Annotated in this window: 17 protein-coding genes; 8 read left to right on the top strand and 9 right to left on the bottom strand. The window is 68.9% G+C overall.

Features of this window, described 5'->3' with window-relative positions; all coding sequences use genetic code 11:
* Nucleotides 1–26: 26 nt before the first annotated feature.
* Genes C6A87_RS23190 through C6A87_RS23200 form a run of 3 tightly spaced genes read right to left on the bottom strand, consistent with a single transcriptional unit; the run spans nt 27 to nt 5,774 of the window.
* Nucleotides 27–1,847: an ABC transporter ATP-binding protein gene (locus C6A87_RS23190; protein ID WP_311114387.1), complete on the bottom strand. Its 1,821-nt coding sequence runs from the start codon at nt 1,845–1,847 to the stop codon at nt 27–29.
* Nucleotides 1,844–3,805, bottom strand: coding sequence for an ABC transporter ATP-binding protein (locus C6A87_RS23195; RefSeq protein ID WP_311114388.1), 1,962 nt, complete (start codon nt 3,803–3,805; stop codon nt 1,844–1,846). The genes C6A87_RS23190 and C6A87_RS23195 overlap by 4 nt, the downstream gene beginning before the upstream one ends.
* Nucleotides 3,798–5,774: an ABC transporter ATP-binding protein gene (locus tag C6A87_RS23200; RefSeq protein ID WP_311114389.1), complete on the bottom strand. Its 1,977-nt coding sequence runs from the start codon at nt 5,772–5,774 to the stop codon at nt 3,798–3,800. The genes C6A87_RS23195 and C6A87_RS23200 overlap by 8 nt, the downstream gene beginning before the upstream one ends.
* A 117-nt stretch (nt 5,775–5,891) precedes the next feature.
* Here C6A87_RS23200 and prrA point away from each other — a divergent pair, with 117 nt between their 5' ends.
* Nucleotides 5,892–6,593: a two-component system response regulator PrrA gene (gene prrA, locus C6A87_RS23205; RefSeq protein WP_396836929.1), complete on the top strand. Its 702-nt coding sequence runs from the start codon at nt 5,892–5,894 to the stop codon at nt 6,591–6,593.
* A 35-nt stretch (nt 6,594–6,628) separates the two neighbouring features.
* Nucleotides 6,629–7,978 (top strand): HAMP domain-containing sensor histidine kinase, encoded by a 1,350-nt coding sequence (locus C6A87_RS23210; protein WP_311114390.1) that lies wholly within the window; start codon nt 6,629–6,631, stop codon nt 7,976–7,978.
* 10 nt (nt 7,979–7,988) lie between these two features.
* On the opposite strand, the gene C6A87_RS23215 is transcribed toward C6A87_RS23210, so the two are convergent.
* Nucleotides 7,989–8,351 (bottom strand): FKBP-type peptidyl-prolyl cis-trans isomerase, encoded by a 363-nt coding sequence (locus C6A87_RS23215; RefSeq protein WP_311114391.1) that lies wholly within the window; start codon nt 8,349–8,351, stop codon nt 7,989–7,991.
* 216 nt (nt 8,352–8,567) lie between these two features.
* On the opposite strand from C6A87_RS23215, the gene C6A87_RS23220 reads away from it, so the two are divergent.
* The 4 genes from C6A87_RS23220 (at nt 8,568) to C6A87_RS23235 (ending at nt 13,378) form a co-directional block, all read left to right on the top strand.
* Nucleotides 8,568–10,166 (top strand): AMP-binding protein, encoded by a 1,599-nt coding sequence (locus C6A87_RS23220; RefSeq protein ID WP_311114392.1) that lies wholly within the window; start codon nt 8,568–8,570, stop codon nt 10,164–10,166.
* A 40-nt stretch (nt 10,167–10,206) separates the two neighbouring features.
* Nucleotides 10,207–11,499, top strand: coding sequence for an MFS transporter (locus tag C6A87_RS23225; RefSeq protein WP_311114393.1), 1,293 nt, complete (start codon nt 10,207–10,209; stop codon nt 11,497–11,499).
* Between the two features lie 64 nt (nt 11,500–11,563).
* Nucleotides 11,564–11,812: a DUF2630 family protein gene (locus C6A87_RS23230; RefSeq protein WP_311114394.1), complete on the top strand. Its 249-nt coding sequence runs from the start codon at nt 11,564–11,566 to the stop codon at nt 11,810–11,812.
* Nucleotides 11,813–11,824: 12 nt separating this feature from the next.
* A complete protein-coding gene (locus C6A87_RS23235) occupies nt 11,825–13,378 on the top strand; it encodes a phytoene desaturase family protein (RefSeq protein WP_396836931.1) in 1,554 nt (517 codons plus the stop codon).
* Here C6A87_RS23235 and C6A87_RS23240 read toward each other — a convergent pair.
* From C6A87_RS23240 to pdxH, 5 genes are all read right to left on the bottom strand, one after another.
* Nucleotides 13,375–13,788 carry a MarR family transcriptional regulator gene (locus C6A87_RS23240; RefSeq protein ID WP_311114395.1) on the bottom strand — a complete coding sequence of 138 codons (414 nt, stop codon included), beginning with the start codon at nt 13,786–13,788 and terminating at the stop codon, nt 13,375–13,377. The genes C6A87_RS23235 and C6A87_RS23240 overlap by 4 nt on opposite strands.
* Nucleotides 13,778–15,214 (bottom strand): MFS transporter, encoded by a 1,437-nt coding sequence (locus C6A87_RS23245; protein WP_311118055.1) that lies wholly within the window; start codon nt 15,212–15,214, stop codon nt 13,778–13,780. The genes C6A87_RS23240 and C6A87_RS23245 overlap by 11 nt, the downstream gene beginning before the upstream one ends.
* 168 nt (nt 15,215–15,382) lie before the next feature.
* Nucleotides 15,383–16,687 carry a citrate synthase gene (locus C6A87_RS23250; RefSeq protein ID WP_311114396.1) on the bottom strand — a complete coding sequence of 435 codons (1,305 nt, stop codon included), beginning with the start codon at nt 16,685–16,687 and terminating at the stop codon, nt 15,383–15,385.
* A gap of 102 nt (nt 16,688–16,789) precedes the next feature.
* Nucleotides 16,790–17,440: a TetR family transcriptional regulator gene (locus tag C6A87_RS23255; protein ID WP_311114397.1), complete on the bottom strand. Its 651-nt coding sequence runs from the start codon at nt 17,438–17,440 to the stop codon at nt 16,790–16,792.
* Nucleotides 17,441–17,524: 84 nt separating this feature from the next.
* Entirely contained in the window at nt 17,525–18,154 is a 630-nt protein-coding gene (gene pdxH / locus C6A87_RS23260; RefSeq protein WP_311118056.1) for a pyridoxamine 5'-phosphate oxidase, read from the bottom strand.
* Nucleotides 18,155–18,222: 68 nt separating this feature from the next.
* On the opposite strand from pdxH, the gene C6A87_RS23265 reads away from it, so the two are divergent.
* Both C6A87_RS23265 and C6A87_RS23270 read left to right on the top strand, forming a co-directional pair.
* Nucleotides 18,223–19,341, top strand: coding sequence for a citrate synthase 2 (locus tag C6A87_RS23265; protein WP_311114398.1), 1,119 nt, complete (start codon nt 18,223–18,225; stop codon nt 19,339–19,341).
* Complete coding sequence (locus C6A87_RS23270) at nt 19,338–19,958, top strand: maleylpyruvate isomerase family mycothiol-dependent enzyme (RefSeq protein WP_311114399.1); 621 nt, start codon at nt 19,338–19,340, stop codon at nt 19,956–19,958. The genes C6A87_RS23265 and C6A87_RS23270 overlap by 4 nt, the downstream gene beginning before the upstream one ends.
* Nucleotides 19,959–19,978 lie beyond the last annotated feature (20 nt).

The raw sequence follows: 19,978 nt of genomic DNA on the forward strand, positions 1-19,978 counted from the left end.
AATGCGGTTTCGGCGAGAAGGGGGCGCTACGCCAGCGACTGCACCCAGGAGCGGTGCAACGCCGCATAGTGCCCGTCGGTGCGGGCGGTGAGTTCGTCGGGCGCGCCGTCCTCGACGATGCGACCGTGCTCCAGCACCAGCACCCGGTCGGCGATCCGCACGGTCGAGAGCCGGTGCGCGATCACCACCGCGGTCCGGTCGGCCAGCACGGTTTCCAGCGCGCGCTGCACCATCCGTTCACTCGGGATGTCCAGCGATGACGTCGCCTCGTCGAGGATCAGCACCGCGGGGTCGGCCAGGAACGCCCGCGCAAACGCGACCAGCTGACGTTGCCCGGCCGACAGCCGGCCGCCGCGTTTGGCGACGTCGGTGTCGTATCCGTCGGGCAGCGCCTCGATGAAAGTGTGCGCCCCCACCGCGCGGGCCGCTGCCCGCACCTCGTCGTCGGTGGCGTCGGGCCTGCCGAACCGGATGTTGTCGGCGATGGTGCCGCCGAACATGAAGTTCTCCTGCGTCACCATCACGACGTTGCGGCGCAACTCGGACTGGGTCACGTCGCGCAGGTCGACCCCGTCCAGCGAGACCGTGCCGGACACCGGATCGTAGAACCGGGTGATGAGTTTGGCGATGGTCGTCTTGCCCGCGCCGGTGGTGCCGACCAACGCGACGGTCTGCCCCGGCGGGATCACCAGATCCAGCCTGGGAAGCACCGGTCTGCCCGGGACGTACTCGAACCGCACGTCGCGCAGGGCGATTTCGCCACGTACCGCGCCGAGCTCGACCGGATGAGCGGGATCGCTGATGCCCGGCTTCTCGGCCAGCACCCCGGCGAGCTTCTCCAGCGCCGACGCCGCCGACTGGAACGTGTTGAAGAACTGCGAGATCTCCTGCATCGGCTCGAAGAACATCCGCAAATACAGCAGGAACGCCGCCAGGGTGCCGATGGTCATCTCGCCGTGCAGCACCCGGTAGCCGCCGTAGATCAGCACCACGCCGGTGGTCAGGTTGCCGACCAGCTTGACCGCAGGCATGAAGACGGCCAGCAGCTTGAACGTCTTCTCGTTGATCTCGCGGTAGCGATCGGCGATGTCCTCGAAGATCTGCTGATTCCGCGGCTCGCGCCGGTAGGCCTGCACCGCCTTGATGCCCGTCATCGTCTCGACGAACTGCACGATCACCAGTGCCGAGACCTCGCGGACCTCACGGTAGGTCTTGGACGACTCCCGCTGGAACCACCACACCAGCAGCACCAGGATCGGGAACGCGGCCAGGCACATCAGGCCCAGCTTGACGTCGAGCACCACCAGCAGCACGGCGGTGCCGAACATGGTGAGCACCGCGGTGATGAGGCTGTCGAAGCCGGTCTCCAGCATGTCCTGGATGGCCTCGACGTCGTTGGTGGACCGGCTCACCACCCGGCCCGAGGTGTAGCGGTCGTGGAAGGCGATGTCGAGCCGGACGAACTGGCGGAAGACCCGGCGCCGCAGTTCCAGCAGCACCTTCTGGCCGATCCGCCCGGACCGGCGCAGGAAGTACATCCGGCTGGTGGCCTGAACCACCACCACCGCGCACAACGCGACGACGACGGTCAGCAGGGTGGTGGCCGGTCCCCCGTCGAGCAGCGGCGGGATCCCGTCGTCGATGCCCTTCTGCACCAGCAGCGGAACCGATAGGCGCGCCGCGTTCTCCACCACGACGACGACGGCGAGCGCGGCGACCACCCAGCGGTAGGGACGCAGCAGCGAGTACAGCAGCGACCGCGCCTCGCGCTGCCGCGGCACCGTCTCGTCGATCGGCAGATCCTGGCGTTCGTCGAACTTTCCGCGCCAGTCGGTTCCGGAACTCACCCGCGCCTCCCCAGGATCTCTTGGTCGAGGCGGCCGAGTTCTTCGTCGTGGTCGAGTCGGGCGCGCTCCTCCTGTCCGATCGCCTGTTCTTCGCGCGAACGGTCGTCCTCCCAGTCGCATTCGCGTTCGCTGCCGTCGTCGAGCTCGTCGTCGGCGGCCAGCAGGTAGCGGTACGCGGGCACCCCGGCCAGCAGTTCGGCGTGGGTGCCGGTGTGGGTGATGGTGCCGTTCTGCAGCAGCGCCACCCGGTCGGCGAGAAGCACCGTCGACGCCCGGTGCGCCACCACGATGCCCGTCACCTGGTGCAGCACGCGGCGCAATGCCTCCTCGACGATCGCCTCGGTGTGCACGTCGAGCGCGGACAGCGTGTCGTCGAGCACCAGGATGCGGGGTGCGGCCAGGATCGCGCGGGCCAGCGAAAGACGTTGGCGCTGACCGCCGGACAGGCTCATGCCCTGCTCGCCGATGCGGGTGTCCAGGCCGAACGGAAGGTCGTAGACGAACTGCGCGGCAGCGACCTCGACGGCGCGGCGGACCTCGTCGTCGGTGGCCCGATCCTCACCGGAACGGCCCAGCGTGAGGTTCTCGGCGACCGACATCGAGAACAGCGTCGGATCCTCGAACGCGGTGGCCACCGTGCGGCGCAGCGCGTCCAGCGACAGCTCGCGGATGTCGTGCCCGTCAATGAGGATCTGGCCTTCGGTGACGTCGTAGAGCCGCGACATCAGCCCGGCCAGCACCGACTTGCCCGACCCCGTCGCACCGACAAGCGCCACCGTCTCCCCGGGTTCGACGGTCAGGTTCACGTGCCGCAGGACCCATTTGTCCGGCTCGCCGGACGGCGCCACTCGGTCCGAGTCGGGGAACCGGAAGCCCACGTCGACGAGTTCCAGCCGGCCGCTCTGCGGGGCCTGCGCGCGCGGGCCGTCGGTGATCTCCAGCGGCGCGTCGAAGATCTCGGCGATGCGGTTGGCCGCGGTGAACGACTCCTGGGTCATCGACAGCAGAAAGCCCAACGACGCGATCGGCCACACCAGCGACAGCATCATCGTGATGAACGCGACCAGGGTGCCCATCGTGACGTATCCATGCCCGGCCGCGTAGGCGCCGAAGCCGAGCACCACGATCAGGGTCAGGTTCGGGATGATCTCCAGCAGCGTCCAGAATTTCGCCGACACCGACACCCGGCTGACCTGGGTGTCGTACAGGTTGGTGAGCTGCTGGTCGAACCGCTCGTAGACGTAGTCCTCGCGGCCGAACGACTTGACCACGCGCAGGCCCAGGGCGGCCTCCTCGACGTGGGTGGCGACGTGGCCGGCCTGGTCCTGCGCGAGCCGGGACAGCCGGGTGTACTCCTGCTGGAAATGCAGCACCGTCAGCGTGATCGGCACGATCGAGACCAGCACGACCACGCCCAGCGGCCAGTACATCACCAGCAGGATCGCCGTCACGATGGTGATCTGCAGGACATTGAGCATCAGGAAGATCAGACCGAACGACGAGAACCGGCGAATCGTGCTCAGGTCGTTCATGATTCGAGACAGCAGCTGACCGGACTGCCACCGGCCGTGGAACGACATCGGCAGGATCTGCAGGCGCGCGTAGAGCTGCTTGCGGATGTCGGCCTCGACGCCCATCGTGGCGCGGGCCACCAGCCAGCGGCGGATGAACCACAGCACCGCTTCGGTGACGCCGACACCGACCGCCGCGGCACCGACCACCCACAGGCCCTGCTGGTCCTGGTGGCGCACCGGACCGTCGATCACGGCCTTGGTCATCAGCGGGATCGAGATGGTGGCCGCCAGGCTGGCCAGTGCGATGACGATCATCGCGATCCAGCGGCCCCGGTAGGGCAGCAGGTATGGCAGCATCCGCCACAGATCCGAGCTCGGCTTCACCCGTTCGGGTGGGGGCGCGATCGCGGGCGGCGCATACAGGGAGTCCCGGGTGTCAGCCACTTAGGACATCTTCCCATTGCGCGCAAGCGGTTAACTCCTCCGCCGAACCGCCGTTCCGGCACCGGGAGCTTGCGTGCGTGCCTGCCGGCGGGCACGTCCCGCGGGAGATCCCGAACTGGGTGCGGTACAGCTCGGCGTACCGGCCGCCGCGCGCCAGCAGCTGCTGGTGGTCGCCACGCTCGACGATGCGCCCGTCCTCGACGACGAGGATGACGTCGGCGGCGCGCACCGTGGACAGCCGGTGGGCGATCACGATCGACGTGCGCCCGGCGAGCGCCTCGGCCAGCGCAGCCTGCACCGCGGCCTCGGACTCGGAGTCCAGCGACGCGGTGGCCTCGTCGAGGATCACCACCTGCGGGGACGCCAGCAGCACCCGCGCGATCGTCAGGCGCTGCCGCTGCCCGCCCGAGAGCCGGTAGCCGCGCTCCCCCACCACCGTGTCCAGACCGTCGGGCATCGCCGCGACGACGTCGTCGAGCCTGGCCCGGCGCAGCGCCTCCCACAGCTCGTCGTCGGTGGCGGCCGGCACCGCCAGGGTCAGGTTGGCGCGGATGGACTCGTGGAACAGGTGACCGTCCTGGGTGACCATGCCGACGGTGCGCTTCAACGACGCGAACGTCACGTCCCGGATGTCGACGCCGTTGAGTCGGATCGCACCGTCTTGGACGTCGTACAGGCGGGCCACCAGCGACGCGATCGTGGACTTGCCCGCCCCGGACGATCCGACCAACGCCACGACCTGCCCGGCCCGCGCGGTGAACGAGATGCCGTGCAGCACCTCTTCCCCGCCTCGGTCGTCCAGTTCGGCGACCTCCTCCAGCGAGGCCAACGACACCTGGTCGGCGGCCGGATACGAGAACCGGACATCGTCGAATTCCACGGTGACCGGCCCCCGCGGCACCTCGACCGCCCCGGGACGTTCCCGGATCAGCGGCACCAGGTCCAGTACCTCGAAGACCCGCTCGAAGCTGACCAGCGCCGTGGCGATCTCCACCCGGGCGTTGGCCAGCGCGGTCAGCGGCGCGTACAGCCGGGTCAGCAGCAACGCCAGCGACACGATCTCGCCCGCCTGCAGGTGCCCGCCGAGCGCGAGCGCGCCGCCGAGTCCGTAGACCAGCGCCAACGCCAGCGCCGACATCAACGTCAGCGAGTTCATGAACGTCGACTGCAGCATCGCGGTGCGCACCCCGATGTCGCGCACCCGACCGGCCCGTACGGCGAACTCGCGTGACTCGGCGCCGCTGTCGCCGAACAGTTTCACCAACGTCGCGCCCGGCGCGGAGAAACGTTCGGTCATCTGGGTGTTCATCGTCGCGTTGTGGGCGGCGGCCTCGCGTGAGAGCCGGGCCATCGCGGAGCCGATGCGGCGCGCGGGGATCAGGAAAAGCGGCAGTACCACCAGCGCCGAGAGCGTGATCTGCCACGAGATGCTGAGCATCACCGCCAGCGTCAAGGTCAGCGTGACCAGGTTGGACACGATGCCGGACAAGGTGTCGGAGAACGCGCGCTGAGCGCCCATCACGTCGTTGCCGAGTCGGCTGACCAGCGCGCCGGTGCGGGTGCGGGTGAAGAACGCCACGGGCATGCGCTGCACATGGTCGAACACCGCGGTGCGCAGGTCCAGGATCAGGCCCTCACCGATGTTCGACGACAGCCACCGGGTGAGCAGCGCGACGCCCGTCTCGGCGACCGCGACGGCGGCGATGATCCCGGCCAGCGCAACCACCACGCCCACGCTGCCCGCGCCGGTGATCTCGTCCACCACGCGCCCGGCCAGCAACGGGGTCGCCACCGTCAACACCGCACCCACCACGCTGACCGCGACGAACACCGCTAACCGCCGGTGGTGGCGGGCGGCGAACCGCCAGATCCTGCCGAGCAACCGGCGGTCGGCCAGCGAATGCAGGTCGCCGCCGCGCGCGTGGGTCTGCCGGTACAGCGACTGCCGGGCGACCGTTTCCAAGCTCATATTTTCACCGTAGAACCTCAACGAACATTGAGGTCAATCGCTTCCCCAGGCCACCGTCGGCGATCCGCGGGCACTACCTCCCACGACGGCGCCGCTTCATCGGGCAAGATTGCGTGCATGGAAAGTGGCGTGGGCTCACCCAGGGTGCTCGTGGTCGACGACGATCCCGACGTGCTCGCCTCGCTCGAGCGCGGCCTGCGACTGTCCGGATTCGAGGTCTACACCGCCGTCGACGGCGCCGAGGCGCTGCGCAGCGCCACCGAGACGCGACCGGACGCGATCGTCCTCGACATCAACATGCCCGTGCTGGACGGGGTGTCCGTGGTGACCGCGCTGCGGGCGATGGACAACGACGTGCCGGTGTGTGTGCTCTCGGCGCGCTCGTCGGTCGATGACCGGGTCGCCGGGCTGGAAGCCGGTGCGGACGACTATCTGGTCAAGCCGTTCGTGCTGGCCGAGCTGGTGGCCAGGGTGAAGGCGCTGCTGCGGCGGCGCGGTTCGACGGCGACGTTCTCGTCGGAGACCATCACGGTGGGCCCGCTCGAAGTGGATATCCCCGGCCGGCGCGCGCGGGTGGACGGCGTGGACGTCGACCTGACCAAGCGTGAGTTCGACCTGCTGGCCGTGCTCGCCGAGCACAAGACCGCCGTGCTGTCCCGCGCGCAGCTGCTGGAGCTGGTGTGGGGATACGACTTCGCCGCCGACACCAATGTCGTCGACGTGTTCATCGGCTACCTGCGGCGCAAGTTGGAGGCCAACGGCGCCCCGCGGCTGTTGCACACCGTGCGTGGGGTGGGATTCGTCCTCAGGCAGCAGTGATGAGCGCTTGCGCGAAGAACAGACGGCAGTAGGACATGGTCGCGCTGTCCCGCATCTTCCGTCGCACACCGTCACTGCGCACGCGGGTCGCGTTCGCCACCGCCATCGCCGCCGCGATCGTCGTCGGGATCGTCGGCACCGTGGTCTGGGTCGGCATCACCAACGACCGCAAGGAGCGGCTGGACCGCCGGCTCGACGAGGCGGCCGGCTTCGCCATCCCGTTCCTGCCCCGCGGGCTCGACGAGATCCCGAAGTCGCCGAACGACCAGGACGCGGTCATCACCATGCGCAGTGGCGGGCAGGTGACCTCCAATTCGGACGTCGTGCTGCCCGAACTGGAACCGGGTTACGCCGACACCTATGTCGACGGGGTGCGGTACCGGGTGCGCACGGTGCAGTTGTCGGCGCCGGAGCCCATGTCGGTGGCCGTCGGCGCCACCTACGAGTCGACGATCGCCGACACCAACAACCTGCACCGCCGGGTGCTGATCATCTGCACGCTGGCGGTCGGGGCCGCGACGTTCGGCGGGTGGCTGCTGGCTGCGTTCGCGGTGCGCCCGTTCCGGCGGCTGGCCCAGCAGACCCGCCAGATCGACGCGGGCGACGAGGCCCCGGACATCGACATCCGCGGCGCCACCGAGGCGGTGGAGATCGCCGACGCGGTCAAGGGACTGGTGGAACGGGTGTGGGAGGAGCAGGGCCGGACCAAAGCCGCGCTGGCGTCGGCGCGCGACTTCGCGTCGGTGTCGGCGCACGAACTGCGCACCCCGCTGACGGCGATGCGCACCAACCTCGAGGTGCTGGCGACGCTGGACCTCTCCGAGGAGGGCCGCAAGGAGGTCGTCAACGACGTCATCCGCACGCAGTCGCGGATCGAGGCCACCCTCGGCGCGCTGGAGCGTCTCGCCCAGGGTGAGCTGTCCACCCAGGACGATCACGTGCCCGTCGACATCACCGAACTACTCGACCGGGCGGCGCACGACGCGATGCGCGTGTATCCCGACCTGGAGGTGTCGTTGGTGCCCGCGCCGACGGTGATCATCGTCGGACTGCCCGCCGGGCTGCGGTTGGCCGTCGACAACGCGATCGCCAACGCAGTCAAGCACGGCGGCGCGTCCCGGGTGCAGTTGTCCGCGGTCAGCTCCCGTGAAGGTGTGGAGATCGCGGTCGACGACGACGGCGTCGGGGTTCCCGAGGAGGAACGCACGGTGGTGTTCGACCGGTTCGCGCGCGGGTCGACGGCGTCACACTCGGGTTCGGGCCTTGGTCTTGCGCTGGTCGCGCAGCAGGCCGAATTGCACGGCGGCACAGCGACGTTGGAGCCCAGTCCGCTGGGCGGGGCGCGCCTGCTGCTGCGCCTGCCCGGACCGGGCGGGCAGCGCTAGCGGGCAGTTCTTATCGGGCGTTGAGCAGGTCGATGACGAAGATCAGAGTCTTGCCGGAGAGCCGGTGCCCGCTGCCTGCCGGACCGTAGGCCAGCTCCGGCGGGATGATGAGCTGGCGGCGACCACCGACCTTCATCCCGGGAATGCCCTCCTGCCAGCCCTGGATCAGGCCGCGCAGCGGGAACTCGATCGACTCACCGCGGTTCCAGGAGCTGTCGAACTCCTCGCCGGTGTCGTACTCCACCCCGACGTAGTGCACCTCGACGTTGCCGCCCGGGACCGCCTCGGCGCCGTCGCCCACCACCAGGTCGGTGATGACCAGCTCGGCCGGCGGGGGTCCGTCAATGAACTCGATCTCGGGTTTGGAAGCCACGACGCCACAGTACTGCGTGGCGGAACCGGCCGGTCGCGGCACAGGCGGGCGCGCAGACGAGCGATCCGTTTTACCTGTGAGCGCTGAGGGTATGCGCCGCAGATCGTGGGGACATTCGGAGACAACGACGACGGCAGGCCGGCACCGCCTTCAGCAGAGAGCGGTTCCTAGGCACGTGTCGGCGCGCCGGATCCGGTAGTGGGCGAGGGGGTGGAGATGTCGTCAGAGACCGGCGCGGCCCCCGTCCAGAGCATCGTCGATGCGTGGCGTGCGCGGGTGCGGCGCCACCCCGAACATCCCGCACTCGCCTACTTCGACACGGTGCTCACCGCCCGCGAGGTCGACGACGCTTCCGATGCGCTCGCCGTTGCGTTTTCGGACATGGGCGTCTCCCGTGGTGACCGCGTCGGGATCTATCTGCAGAACATCCCCCAGTACGCGATCACGTTCCTCGCGCTATGGAAGATCGGTGCGGCTGCGCTGCTCCTCAACCCGATGTACCGCGGACGCGAACTGCGCACCATCGTCGACGACGCGCAACCGGTGGGAATCGTCTGCGACGAACACGACGTCGAGGCCACCACGGAAACACTGCGCGGCAGCAGCGTCCGGTTCACGATCAGCACCAGCGGTCTCGATTTCCAGTCGCGCAACGACCCACGGGTGTTCCGGTCCACGGCGCGGCCCACAACGGCCGCCGACGATCTGGTGGATCTCATCCGGCGCAACCGCGGCCGCAGGCCTGCAGCGGACCCGCCCGCCGGTGCTGATCTGGCGCTGCTCGCCTACACCTCGGGTACCACCGGTCCGCCCAAGGGTGCGATGAACTCCCACGCGAACCTGCTCGCCACGGCACTCGACTTCGGCGAGCGCGTCGGCCTCGCGGACGGCGACGTGGTGTTCGCCGTCGCTCCGCTGTTCCACATCACCGGCGCCATGCTCAACGCCGCGGTGGCGCTCGTCCGCGACTGTCTGCTGGTGTTCGCGAACAGGTTCGACGCCGCAGTGACCCTCGACGCCTTCGTCGAGCACCGGGTGACCTACACCATCGGCTCGATCACGGTGTTCAACGCGATCTCGGCGCTGCCGGAGGCGAGCGCCGAGCACTTCGAATCGGTGAAGGCCTTGTACTCGGGCGGCGCGCCCATCCCGCCAGCCACCGTCAAGGCGTTCGCGGCACGCTTCGGCCATTACATCCACAACGCCTACGGCATGACCGAGACCACCGCCGGCGTCGTCGCCGTCCCCCCGGGCACCGAGGCACCGGTGGACGCGACCAGTGGATCCCTGTCGGTCGGGCTCGCCCTGCCCCGGGTGCGCCTGCGCACCCTCGATCCGGCCGGGGAGCCGACACCTCCCGGGATCGCCGGTGAGCTCGAAGTCTCTGGGCCGCAGGTCGTTTCCGGCTACTGGCGCAACCCCGACGCATCCATGTCGACGATGCCCGATGGCCGGCTCCGCACCGGTGACGTCGCAATCATCGACGAGCAGGGCTGGGTGTACATCGTGGATCGGCTGAAAGACCAGATCAACGTGTCCGGCTACAAGGTGTGGCCCCGCGAGGTCGAGGACGCCCTCTACGAACATCCCGCGGTGTTCGAAGTCGCAGTCGTCAGTCACCCCGACGACTACCAGGGCGAGGCCGTGGTCGCCTACGTCGCGCTGCAACCAGGCGCGACCGCAAGCGAAGACGAGCTGATCGACTTCACGCGCGAACGACTCGCCGCCTACAAGCGACCGAGAACCGTGCACGTCATCGCCGAACTCCCCAAGACCCCCACCGGAAAGATCAAACGAGCCGAACTCCGGCAATAACCCCGCGATGCTGCGGTATCTCGCGAGAAAGTGACCCACGATGAGCACCAGGATCACCGGCGAGACAAAAGCCGCGCCGACCATGTCCTCCCGCAAGAAGTCCCTCGTCGCGAGCTCGGTGGGAAACGTCCTGGAATGGTACGAGTGGAGCGCTTACGCGGTCTTCGCGCCCTTCATCGCGGCCGCCATGTTCAGCCAGGACAATCCGGTGTCGGCTCTGCTGTCGACGCTCGCCGTGTTCGCCGTCGGTTTCCTGATGCGCCCGTTGGGCGGCATTGTGTTCGGACGGATAGCGGACAAACGGGGCCGCAAGTTCGTACTCGTGACGACCATGCTCATGATGGCCACCGGCAGCCTGCTGATCGGAATCATGCCGACCTACGCCGCGATCGGCACATGGGCCTCAGCCTTTCTGTTGCTGGCCCGCATGATGCAGGGGTTCGCCCACGGCGGCGAGTCGGCCACCGCGTACTCCTACGTCGGCGAGATCGCCCCACCCGATCGTCGCGGCATGTGGGGCAGCGTCGCCTTCATCGCGATCTTCGGCGGTTCGATCCTGGCGTACACCGTCGGCGGGGTCATCACCACCACCCTCACCGAATCCGCTGTCGGCCAATGGGGTTGGCGCATCCCGTTCCTGCTGGGCACCGTTCTGGCCCTGGTCGCGCTGTACCTACGCCGCAGCATGGACGAGAGTGACGTCTTCGACGCCGACCAGCAGACCGCCGAGCCACCCTCGGTGCCGCGCAGGACGGTGGTACGGGCCATCCTGCTGATGATCGCCATGACCTCGGGAATCACTGCGGCGCATTACACCTGGACGTCGTATGTGTCGACGTACGCGATCACGCAGCAGGACATGGATCCGGACACCGCCTACTGGATGCTGGTGATCGCGCAGGCGGTCGCGTTGCTGTCACTGCCGTTCCTGGGCCGTCTGTCCGACTCGATCGGTCGCCGGCCCATGCTGGCCGCGTTCGCCGTGTTGATGTTCGTCCTGCAGATCCCGTTGACGATGCTCATCTCGTCGGAAGGTTGGACGTTGCTGGTCGCGACGACGGTGGCGCTGCTGGTGGTCGCGATCCCGGCATGCATCCTGTCCTCGACGCTTTCCGAGAGCTTTCCCACCCACCTCCGCACGCAGTCCATCGGGTTCGCCTACTCGTTCTCGGTCGCAGTATTCGGCGGTACCGCACCGTATTTGAACCAGTTGCTGCTGAGCTGGGACCTCGGCTGGGTGTTCGGCGTCTACATCATGGTCCTGTCGGCACTCACCGGCCTCGCGTGCATCTTCATGAACGAGACCAAGGGCATCAGACTGGAGGATGTCTGACGCCCACGAGCGATCAGTCCTCAAAGCACTGGGCAGACAGGACCAGGTGGGGCAGACTGGCGGAGTGGCATCTGACCGAGACATCCTCGAACGGGTCAACGAGTTGATCGCCGAGGAGAAGACCCTGCGTGACAAGATGCAGCACCGCGAGATCGACGAGTCCGAGGAGCACAAGCGGCTCCAGTCGATCGAGGTGCAGCTCGACCAGTGCTGGGATCTGCTGCGGCAACGCCGGGCCCTGCGCGCCAGCGGAGGTGACCCGCAGGACGCGGCGGTCCGGCCCGAAGGCGAGGTCGAGGGCTACCTCAACTGAGCCGGAATCGACGTGACACGTGTTGACGTCGTCGTGGTCGGCGGCGGGCACAACGGGCTCGTCGCCGCGGCCTACCTGGCGCAGGCCGGGCGCAGCGTGCGGGTCCTGGAGCGTCTCGGCCATGTCGGCGGCGCCGCGGTGTCGCAGCACCCGTTCGCCGGGGTGGACGCCCGCCTGTCCCGCTACTCCTATCTGGTCAGCCTGCTGCCGCGGCGCATCGTCGACGACCTCGGCGCGCGGGTACGGCTGGCCCGGCGCCGGTACTCGTCCTACACACCCAACCCGTCCGACGGCGGCCGCACCGGCCTGCTGATCGGGCCCGAGCCGACGTTCGCCGCGATCGGGGCGGCCGCCGACGAGACCGGCTTCGACGAGTTCTACCGGCGCTGCCGGGCCGTCACCTCGACGATGTGGCCCACGCTGACCGAGCCGCTGCGCACCCGCTCGGAAATGCTCGCCGCGGTGACCGGCGCCGCCGGCGACGAGGCGCGGACCGGCTGGCATCAGATGATCGAAACCCCCGTCGGCCGAGCGATCACGTCGGCCGTGCACGACGACCTGGTCCGCGGCGTGATGGCCACCGACGCGTTGATCGGGACGTTCGCCCGCCTCGACGACACCTCCCTGGCGCAGAACCGCTGCTTCCTCTACCACCTGCTCGGGGGCGGCACCGGGGACTGGGACGTGCCGATCGGCGGGATGGGGGCGGTGTCCGGCGCACTGGCGGCCGCCGCCAGCGGATTCGGCGCCGAGATCGTCACCGGAGCGGAGGTCTCCGCGATCACCCCGGACGGCGAGGTGCGCTACCGCTACGGCGAGGCCGAGCACGTCGTCGCCGCCGGGCATGTGCTGGCCAACGTGACACCTGCGGTGCTCGCCGGCCTGCTCGGCGAGGACGAGCCCGAACTCGCTCCCGGCGCGCAGGTCAAGGTGAACCTGATGCTCACCCGCTTGCCCCGGCTGCGGGACGGGTCGGTGACGGCAGAACAGGCTTTCGGCGGCACCTTCCACATCAACGAGACCTACGGGCAACTCGACACCGCGTACCGGCAGGCGGCAGCCGGGTCGGTGCCCGATCCCCTTCCGTGCGAGATCTACTGCCACACACTGGCCGATCCGACGATCCTGTCCGAGCCGCTGCAGGCGGCGGGTGCGCACACGCTGACGGTGTTCGGCCTGCACACCCCGCACGACTTGACCGCAACGGCACTGCCGGAGCGCCTGCGCGACACCTTGACCTCGGCGGCCTTGAAATCGCTCAATTCCGTTCTTGCCGAACCGATCCAGGACGTCCTCATGCAGGACGGCGAGGGCCGGCCGTGCATCGAGACCAAGACCACCGCCGATCTGGAGCACACCCTGGGCATGACGCGCGGCAACATCTTCCACGGCGCGCTGTCGTGGCCGTTCGCCGAGGACGGCGAGGAACTCCGCACGCCGGCTCAGCGCTGGGGCGTGGCCACCGCACACGAACGAATCTTGTTGTGTGGATCGGGTTCACGCCGTGGTGGCGCGGTATCGGGAATCGGCGGGCACAACGCCGCGATGGCCGTGCTGAACAACTAGCCCAGCTTGTCCAGGATCGCGCGCAGCGCCGCGAGGTCGGCCGGGTCGAGCGCGGCCAGCACGTCGGGCGCCGGGTCGTGCACCGCGGCGATCGCCCGCACCGTGTCGCGGCCTGCGTCGGTCAGCGACACCAGCTTGCACCGCCGGTTCGACGGGTCGGTCCGGCGTACCACCAGCCCGCGCTCCTCCAGATCGTTGACCGCGACCGTGGCCGCCGGCGCGTCGACCGTGGCGGCCGCGGCGAGCTGCTTGACCGTCATCGGGCTGCCGCTCAGCCGCTTGAGGATGCGGATCCGGCTGAACGGCAGGCCGGTCTCCTCGACCACCGCGCGTCGCCACCCGTCGCGGTGATCGAGCACCAGCGACGCGAGGTCGCGCCAGACGTCGTCAGCGGCCGGGTTACCGGACATGAGCACCGGTCACCGGATCCGCCGCGCCGGCCACCAGCGGCGCCAGCCGCTCCGCCGAGCGCATCGCCCGCTGCGACGTCGCGAACAGACCCACCCCGAGGATCACCAGCCCCAGCGCCATGCAGACGAACCACAGCGGACGGGCGGCCGCGGTGAAATCGGCGCCGCCCACGGCCATCGCCGACCCGGCCAGCGAACCGCACAGCGCCACACCGACACTCACCCCGACCTGGCGGCTCGTCGACGTCACCGCCGACGCCGCCCCCGCCCGGTCCAGCGGCATCCCGCTGACCGCCGCGTTGGTGATCGGCGCGTTGACCATCGAGAACCCGATGCCGAACACCGCGAAGATCACCAGCAGCAACCACACCGGCGTCGTCGCGGTCAGGAACGTCAACATCGTCGCCGCCGCGGTGATCAACACCCCCGCCACCACCAGCGAGGGCCGCGCGCCGTAGCGGCCGACCAGCCGGCCCGACAACGGCGAGAACAGCAGCGCACCCAACGCGATCGGCAGGTAGATCAGGCCGGTGTGCATTGCCGAGAACCCGCGCTCGCCCTGCAGGTACAGCGACATCATGAACAGGAACGCACCCCACGCGGCAAAGGCACTGACCGCGTTCACGGTGGCAGTGGCGAACGGGATGCTGCGGAAGAACCGCAGATCCAGGAACGGGTCGTGGCGGCGCGATTCGAACCGCAGGAACACCGCCAGCGCCACCACGGCGACGACCACGATCGCGATCAGGCGCGGATTGGTCCACCCCAGCACCGGCCCCTCGATCAGGGCGAACACCGTGCCGAACAGGAACAGGATCGCCAGGCCCTGACCGATCGGGTCGACGTTGCGCATCGTGGCCGATTTCGACTCCGGGACGAACAGCGCGGTGAGCAGGATCGCCGCCGCGCAGATGGGCAGGTTGATCCAGAACACCCAGCGCCAGCCGATGGTCTCGATGATCAGACCGCCGACGATCGGACCGGCGGCCATCGAGATGCCGGTCACCCCGCCCCAGATCCCCAGTGCCCGCGCGCGCTCCACCGGCTTGCTGAAGATCTGCGAGATGATGGACAGTGCAACGGGATTGAGCATCGACCCGCCGATGCCCTGCAGGAAGCGCGCCCCGATCAGCGCGTCGATGGTGGGCGCCAGGCTGCACGCCAGCGATCCGAGCGCGAACAGGGCGAGTCCCGTCTGGAACACGCGGCGGCGACCGAACCGGTCCCCCGTCGCCCCCGACAGCATCAGCAGCGAGGCCAGCACCAGGGTGTAGATGTCCACGACCCACTGCATCTGCGCCGGTGTCGCGGACAGATCCTGGCGGATCGACGGGATCGCGACGTTGACGATGGTCGCGTCCATCGACACGATCAGCAGGCTCAGGCAGCAGGACACCAGGATGGTGGCCTTGCGCCTCGGTGTCATCGCGCCGACGGTGGTACTCACTCAACGATTGTGAAACTACAACTGTCGTGACGGCAAGTGACGCTGCTGTGACATTCGTCAGTGACGAGCGTGCGCCGAATCACCCCAGTCCGCGGCGTGCCGCCCGCAGACACGCACACTCGCGGCTGGGGAGCCGGCGGTGGTGGGCTAGCGGGAGTCGATGGGGTTGTAGTCGCGCTCGGTGTAGCCGGTGTAGATCTGCCGCGGCCGGCCGATCTTGTTCGGCTCGCCGTGCATCTCCCGCCAGTGCGCAATCCAGCCCGGCAGCCGCCCGAGCGCGAACAGCACCGTGAACATCCGGGTCGGGAAGCCCATGGCCCGGTAGATCACGCCGGTGTAGTAGTCGACGTTCGGGTAGAGCTTGCGCTCGACGAAGAAGTCGTCGGTCAGCGCGATCTCCTCGAGCTCCTTGGCGATGTCGAGCAGCTCGTCCTGGACGCCGATCTTGCCGAGGATCTTGTCGGCCTGCTCCTTGACGATGCGCGCCCGCGGGTCGTAGTTCTTGTACACCCGATGGCCGAAGCCCATCAGCTTGACGTTGTCCTCGCGGTTCTTGACCTTCTTGACGAAGGTCGCGACATCGTCGTCGCCGTCGCGGATCTTCGACAGCATCTCCAGCACGGCCTGGTTGGCGCCACCGTGCAGCGGACCCCACAGCGCGTTGATGCCGCCGGAGATCGACGTGAACAGGTTGGCCTGCGACGAACCCACCAACCGGACTGTCGATGTCGAGCAGTTCTGCTCGTGATCGGCGTGCAGGATGAACAGCATGTCCAAGGCCCGCACGATCTCCGGATCCACCTCGTAGGGCTCGGCCGGAAACCCGAACGTCATCCGCAGGAAGTTCTCCACCAGCGTCAGCGAGTTGTCCGGGTACAGGAACGGCTGCCCCTCGGACTTCTTGTACGCATACGCCGCGATGGTCGGCAGCTTGGCCAGCAACCGGATGGTCGACAGCTCGACCTGGTGCGGGTCGAACGGGTCCAGCGAGTCCTGGTAGTACGCGCTCAGCGCGTTGACCGCGCTGGACAGCACCGGCATCGGGTGCGCGTTGCGCGGGAAACCGTCGAAGAATCGCTTGAGGTCCTCGTGCAGCAGCGTGTGCCGCTGGATCTGCGTGGTGAACTTCTCCAGTTGCTCGGCGGTCGGCAGTTCGCCGTAGATCAGCAGGTAGCTGACCTCGATGAACGTCGACTTCTCGGCAAGCTGCTCGATCGGGATTCCGCGGTAGCGCAGGATGCCGGCATCACCGTCGATGTAGGTGATGGCGCTCTTGGTCGACGCCGTGTTGACGAAGCCACCGTCGTACGTCGTGTAGCCGGTCTTGGCCAGCAGCGAACCCAGCGCAATGCCGTCTGCGCCTTCGGAAGCTTTGACGATGTCGAGTTCGAGCTCGCCGCCTGGGTAGACCAGGGTGGCGTGCTCCTGCCCGGCGTCGGCGTTATCGGCCACTGGATTCCCTTCAAGTTTGTCGGGTGGGTCGCAAGTCGCGGAGTCTGCCTACAGAAGGTAGTCCCATTCCAGGATGCACGCCCGCGGGGGGCCGCCACAGCGTCAGACGGGCTGGCCGAGACCCGCGATTTCGCCGATGAACTCCGCATAGGTCGACTCGAACGCCGCGATGAGGTCGTCGACGGTGACCGGTGCACCCGCGGCGGCCTGGATGCCCAGGTCCTGCAGCGCCGTCAGCAGCAGCGCGCCCCAGACCGCGGCGAGCAGCTTCACCCGCCGGTCGTCGACGGTGGCGCCCATGCGCGCCGCGACCGCCTGGTCGACGGCGCTGGCACGGTATTCCACGGCGGCCTGCCGCAACGTCGGCGAGGATCCCGTGATCCGCAGGATCTGCAGCAACCGCTTGGCCGACAGTCCGTGTTCCGGGGCCCGCTTGGTCGCCTCGGCCATCGCCACATAGGCGCGCCGCAGCGCCTCCAGGTGGGTCAGGTAGCGGGGCTGCACGGTCAACTCGGCGGCGGTGCGGGCATGCACCTCGTCGATGAGGGCGAGTGCGATCGCGTCCTTGGTGGCGAAGTAGCGGCTGAACGTCCTGGGCGACACCTCGGCGATGGAGGCGATCTGGTCGACCGTGGTGCGGTCAAATCCCTGACGGTCACACAGCCCGAGCGCGGCGTCGATCAGCGTCGCGCGGGTCCGGCGCTTCTTGCGTTCCCGCAAACCGAGCGCCGGTTCCCCCCACGAATCACCCACGACCCGGATGCTATCCCGGTAAAGGCTGCCCACAGGGCGGAACGAGCACCTTGCGACGAATGCCCGGGCCGCCGATTCAGCAGGTCAGGGCTGAAGACGCTCGAGGTGCCCGTCTCGGACGCGGATCCTGTTGTGCACCCGGTTCTCCCGTCCCTGCCAGAACTCCACCACCTCGGGTGCGATCAGGTAGCCGCCCCAGTGCGGCGGCACCGGAACCTCGTCGACGTCGGCGAACCGCTCGGTGACGTCGACAAGTTGCTGCATCAGCTCGGCGCGCGACGCGATCGGACGGCTCTGCCGGGACGCCCACGCCCCCAGCTGCGAGCCGCGCGGGCGCTTGCGCCAGTAGTCGACGGTCTGCTCGGCCGACACCTTGGTGACGGGGCCCCGGACATGGACCTGCCGACCGACCAGGTACCACGGGAAGGTGGCCGACGCGTACGGCACGGCGGCCAGTTGCTCGCCCTTCTCGGAGTCGTAGTTGGTGTAGAACGAGATCCCGCTCTCGTCGACGCTCTTGCACAGCACGGTGCGGGTGACGGGGCGGCCCCGACCGTCGACGGTGCCGACCACCATCGCGTTGGGTTCTGCGACACCGGCCTGCTCGGCGTCGGCCAGCCACCGGTGCAGCAGCGCCACCCAGCCCTCGTCGAGCCAGTCGGTGTCGAGGTCGCCGCTGCCGTCTTTCTCCACCGACCCGTACTCCACGCGCATCCGCGCCAGGTAGTCAGAAGTGCCCACATGCCAGACGCTACGCCGCGATTGGGTGCAACAATCGGCCCATGACCACGGTGCCGAAGGATTTCGCCCCCGGACTGGCGGGCGTGGTGGCGTTCGAGACCGAGATCGCCGAACCGGACAAGGACGGCGGCGCACTGCGCTACCGCGGCGTCGACATCGAGGACCTGGTGGCCCACCGGGTCACCTTCGGTGACGTCTGGGGGCTGCTGGTCGACGGCCGCTTCGGCCCGGGGCTGCCGCCCGCCGAACCGTTCCCGCTGCCCATCCACAGCGGCGACGTCCGCGTCGACGTGCAGGCCGGATTGGCGATGCTCGCGCCGATCTGGGGTTATCCCCCGCTGCTGGACATCGACGACGACACCGCGCGCGACCAGCTCGCCCGCGCGTCGGTGATGGCGCTGTCCTACGTCGCCCAGTCCGCGCGCGGGATCTACCGGCAGGCCGTGCCGCAGCGCGCCGTCGACGAATGTGACACCGTCACAGAACGTTTCATGACGCGGTGGAAGGGCGACCCGGATCCGCGGCACGTCGAGGCGATCGACGCGTACTGGGTCAGCGCCGCCGAGCACGGGATGAACGCGTCGACGTTCACCGCCCGGGTCATCGCGTCGACCGGGGCCGACGTCGCCGCCGCGCTCTCGGGTGCGGTCGGGGCGATGAGCGGCCCGCTGCACGGCGGGGCGCCCGCGCGGGTGATCCCGATGATCGAGGAGGCCGAGCAGACCGGTGACGCGCGCGCCGTGGTCAAGGGCATCCTGGACCGCGACGAGAAGCTGATGGGTTTCGGGCACCGCGTGTACCGGGCCGAGGACCCGCGGGCCCGGGTGCTGCGCGCCACGGCCGAACGACTGGCCGCACCGCGCTACGAGGTCGCGGCGGCGCTGGAACAGGCCGCACTGGCCGAACTGCGGGAACGCCGACCGGACCGGGCGATCGAAACCAACGTCGAGTTCTGGGCGGCGGTGATCCTCGATTTCGCGGAGGTGCCGCCCAAGATGATGCCTGCGATGTTCACCTGCGGCCGCACCGCCGGCTGGTGTGCCCACATCCTGGAGCAGAAACGGCTCGGCAAGCTCGTGCGGCCGTCGGCGATCTACACCGGCCCCGAACCGCGCGGCCCCGAGTCGGTGCCGGGCTGGGACCTGCTGAACCGCCGATGACCGCGCTCGGGCCGCAACTGGTGTTCGCTTCGGCGGCAGACCATTTCGTGGGCCTGGTCCGGCAGATCCCGGATGCCGCATGGGGCGACCCGGGTCTGGGCGAGTGGAACGTGCGCGACCTCGTCGGCCACGCCTCGCGATCGCTGATCACGGTCAGCACCTACCTGCAGGCCCCGGCACAGCGCGAAGACGTCCCCGACGCAGTCGACTACTACGTCAGGATGCGCTCCTACGCCTCCGACATGGGCGAGGCGGCCGTCGTGGAACGCGGCAGGCAGGCCGGCCGGGGGCTGGGCGACGATCCGGCCGCCGCGGTCGAGACGCTCGCAGCGCGGGTGCAGGCGGAGCTGGCGGCCGTCGACGACCCGCTGATCGAGGTGATCGGCGGCCTGGGCATCCGGCTGAGCAGCTACCTGCCCACCCGGACCTTCGAGCTGGCCGTGCACGGTCTGGACATCGCACGCGCAGTCGGCATCGACGTCGAACCGCCTGTCGAGGTGCTCGCCGACGCCGCGGCGCTGGCCGCCCGGATCGGTGTCGCGCTCGGCCAGGGCCCGACAGCCCTGCTCGCGCTCACCGGGCGCACCGCTCTACCCGTCGGGTTCTCCGTGGTCTGACCGCGCCGATGAGTTCTTCG

Source organism: Mycobacterium sp. ITM-2016-00317 (genome assembly GCF_002968295.1).
GTDB lineage: Bacteria > Actinomycetota > Actinomycetes > Mycobacteriales > Mycobacteriaceae > Mycobacterium.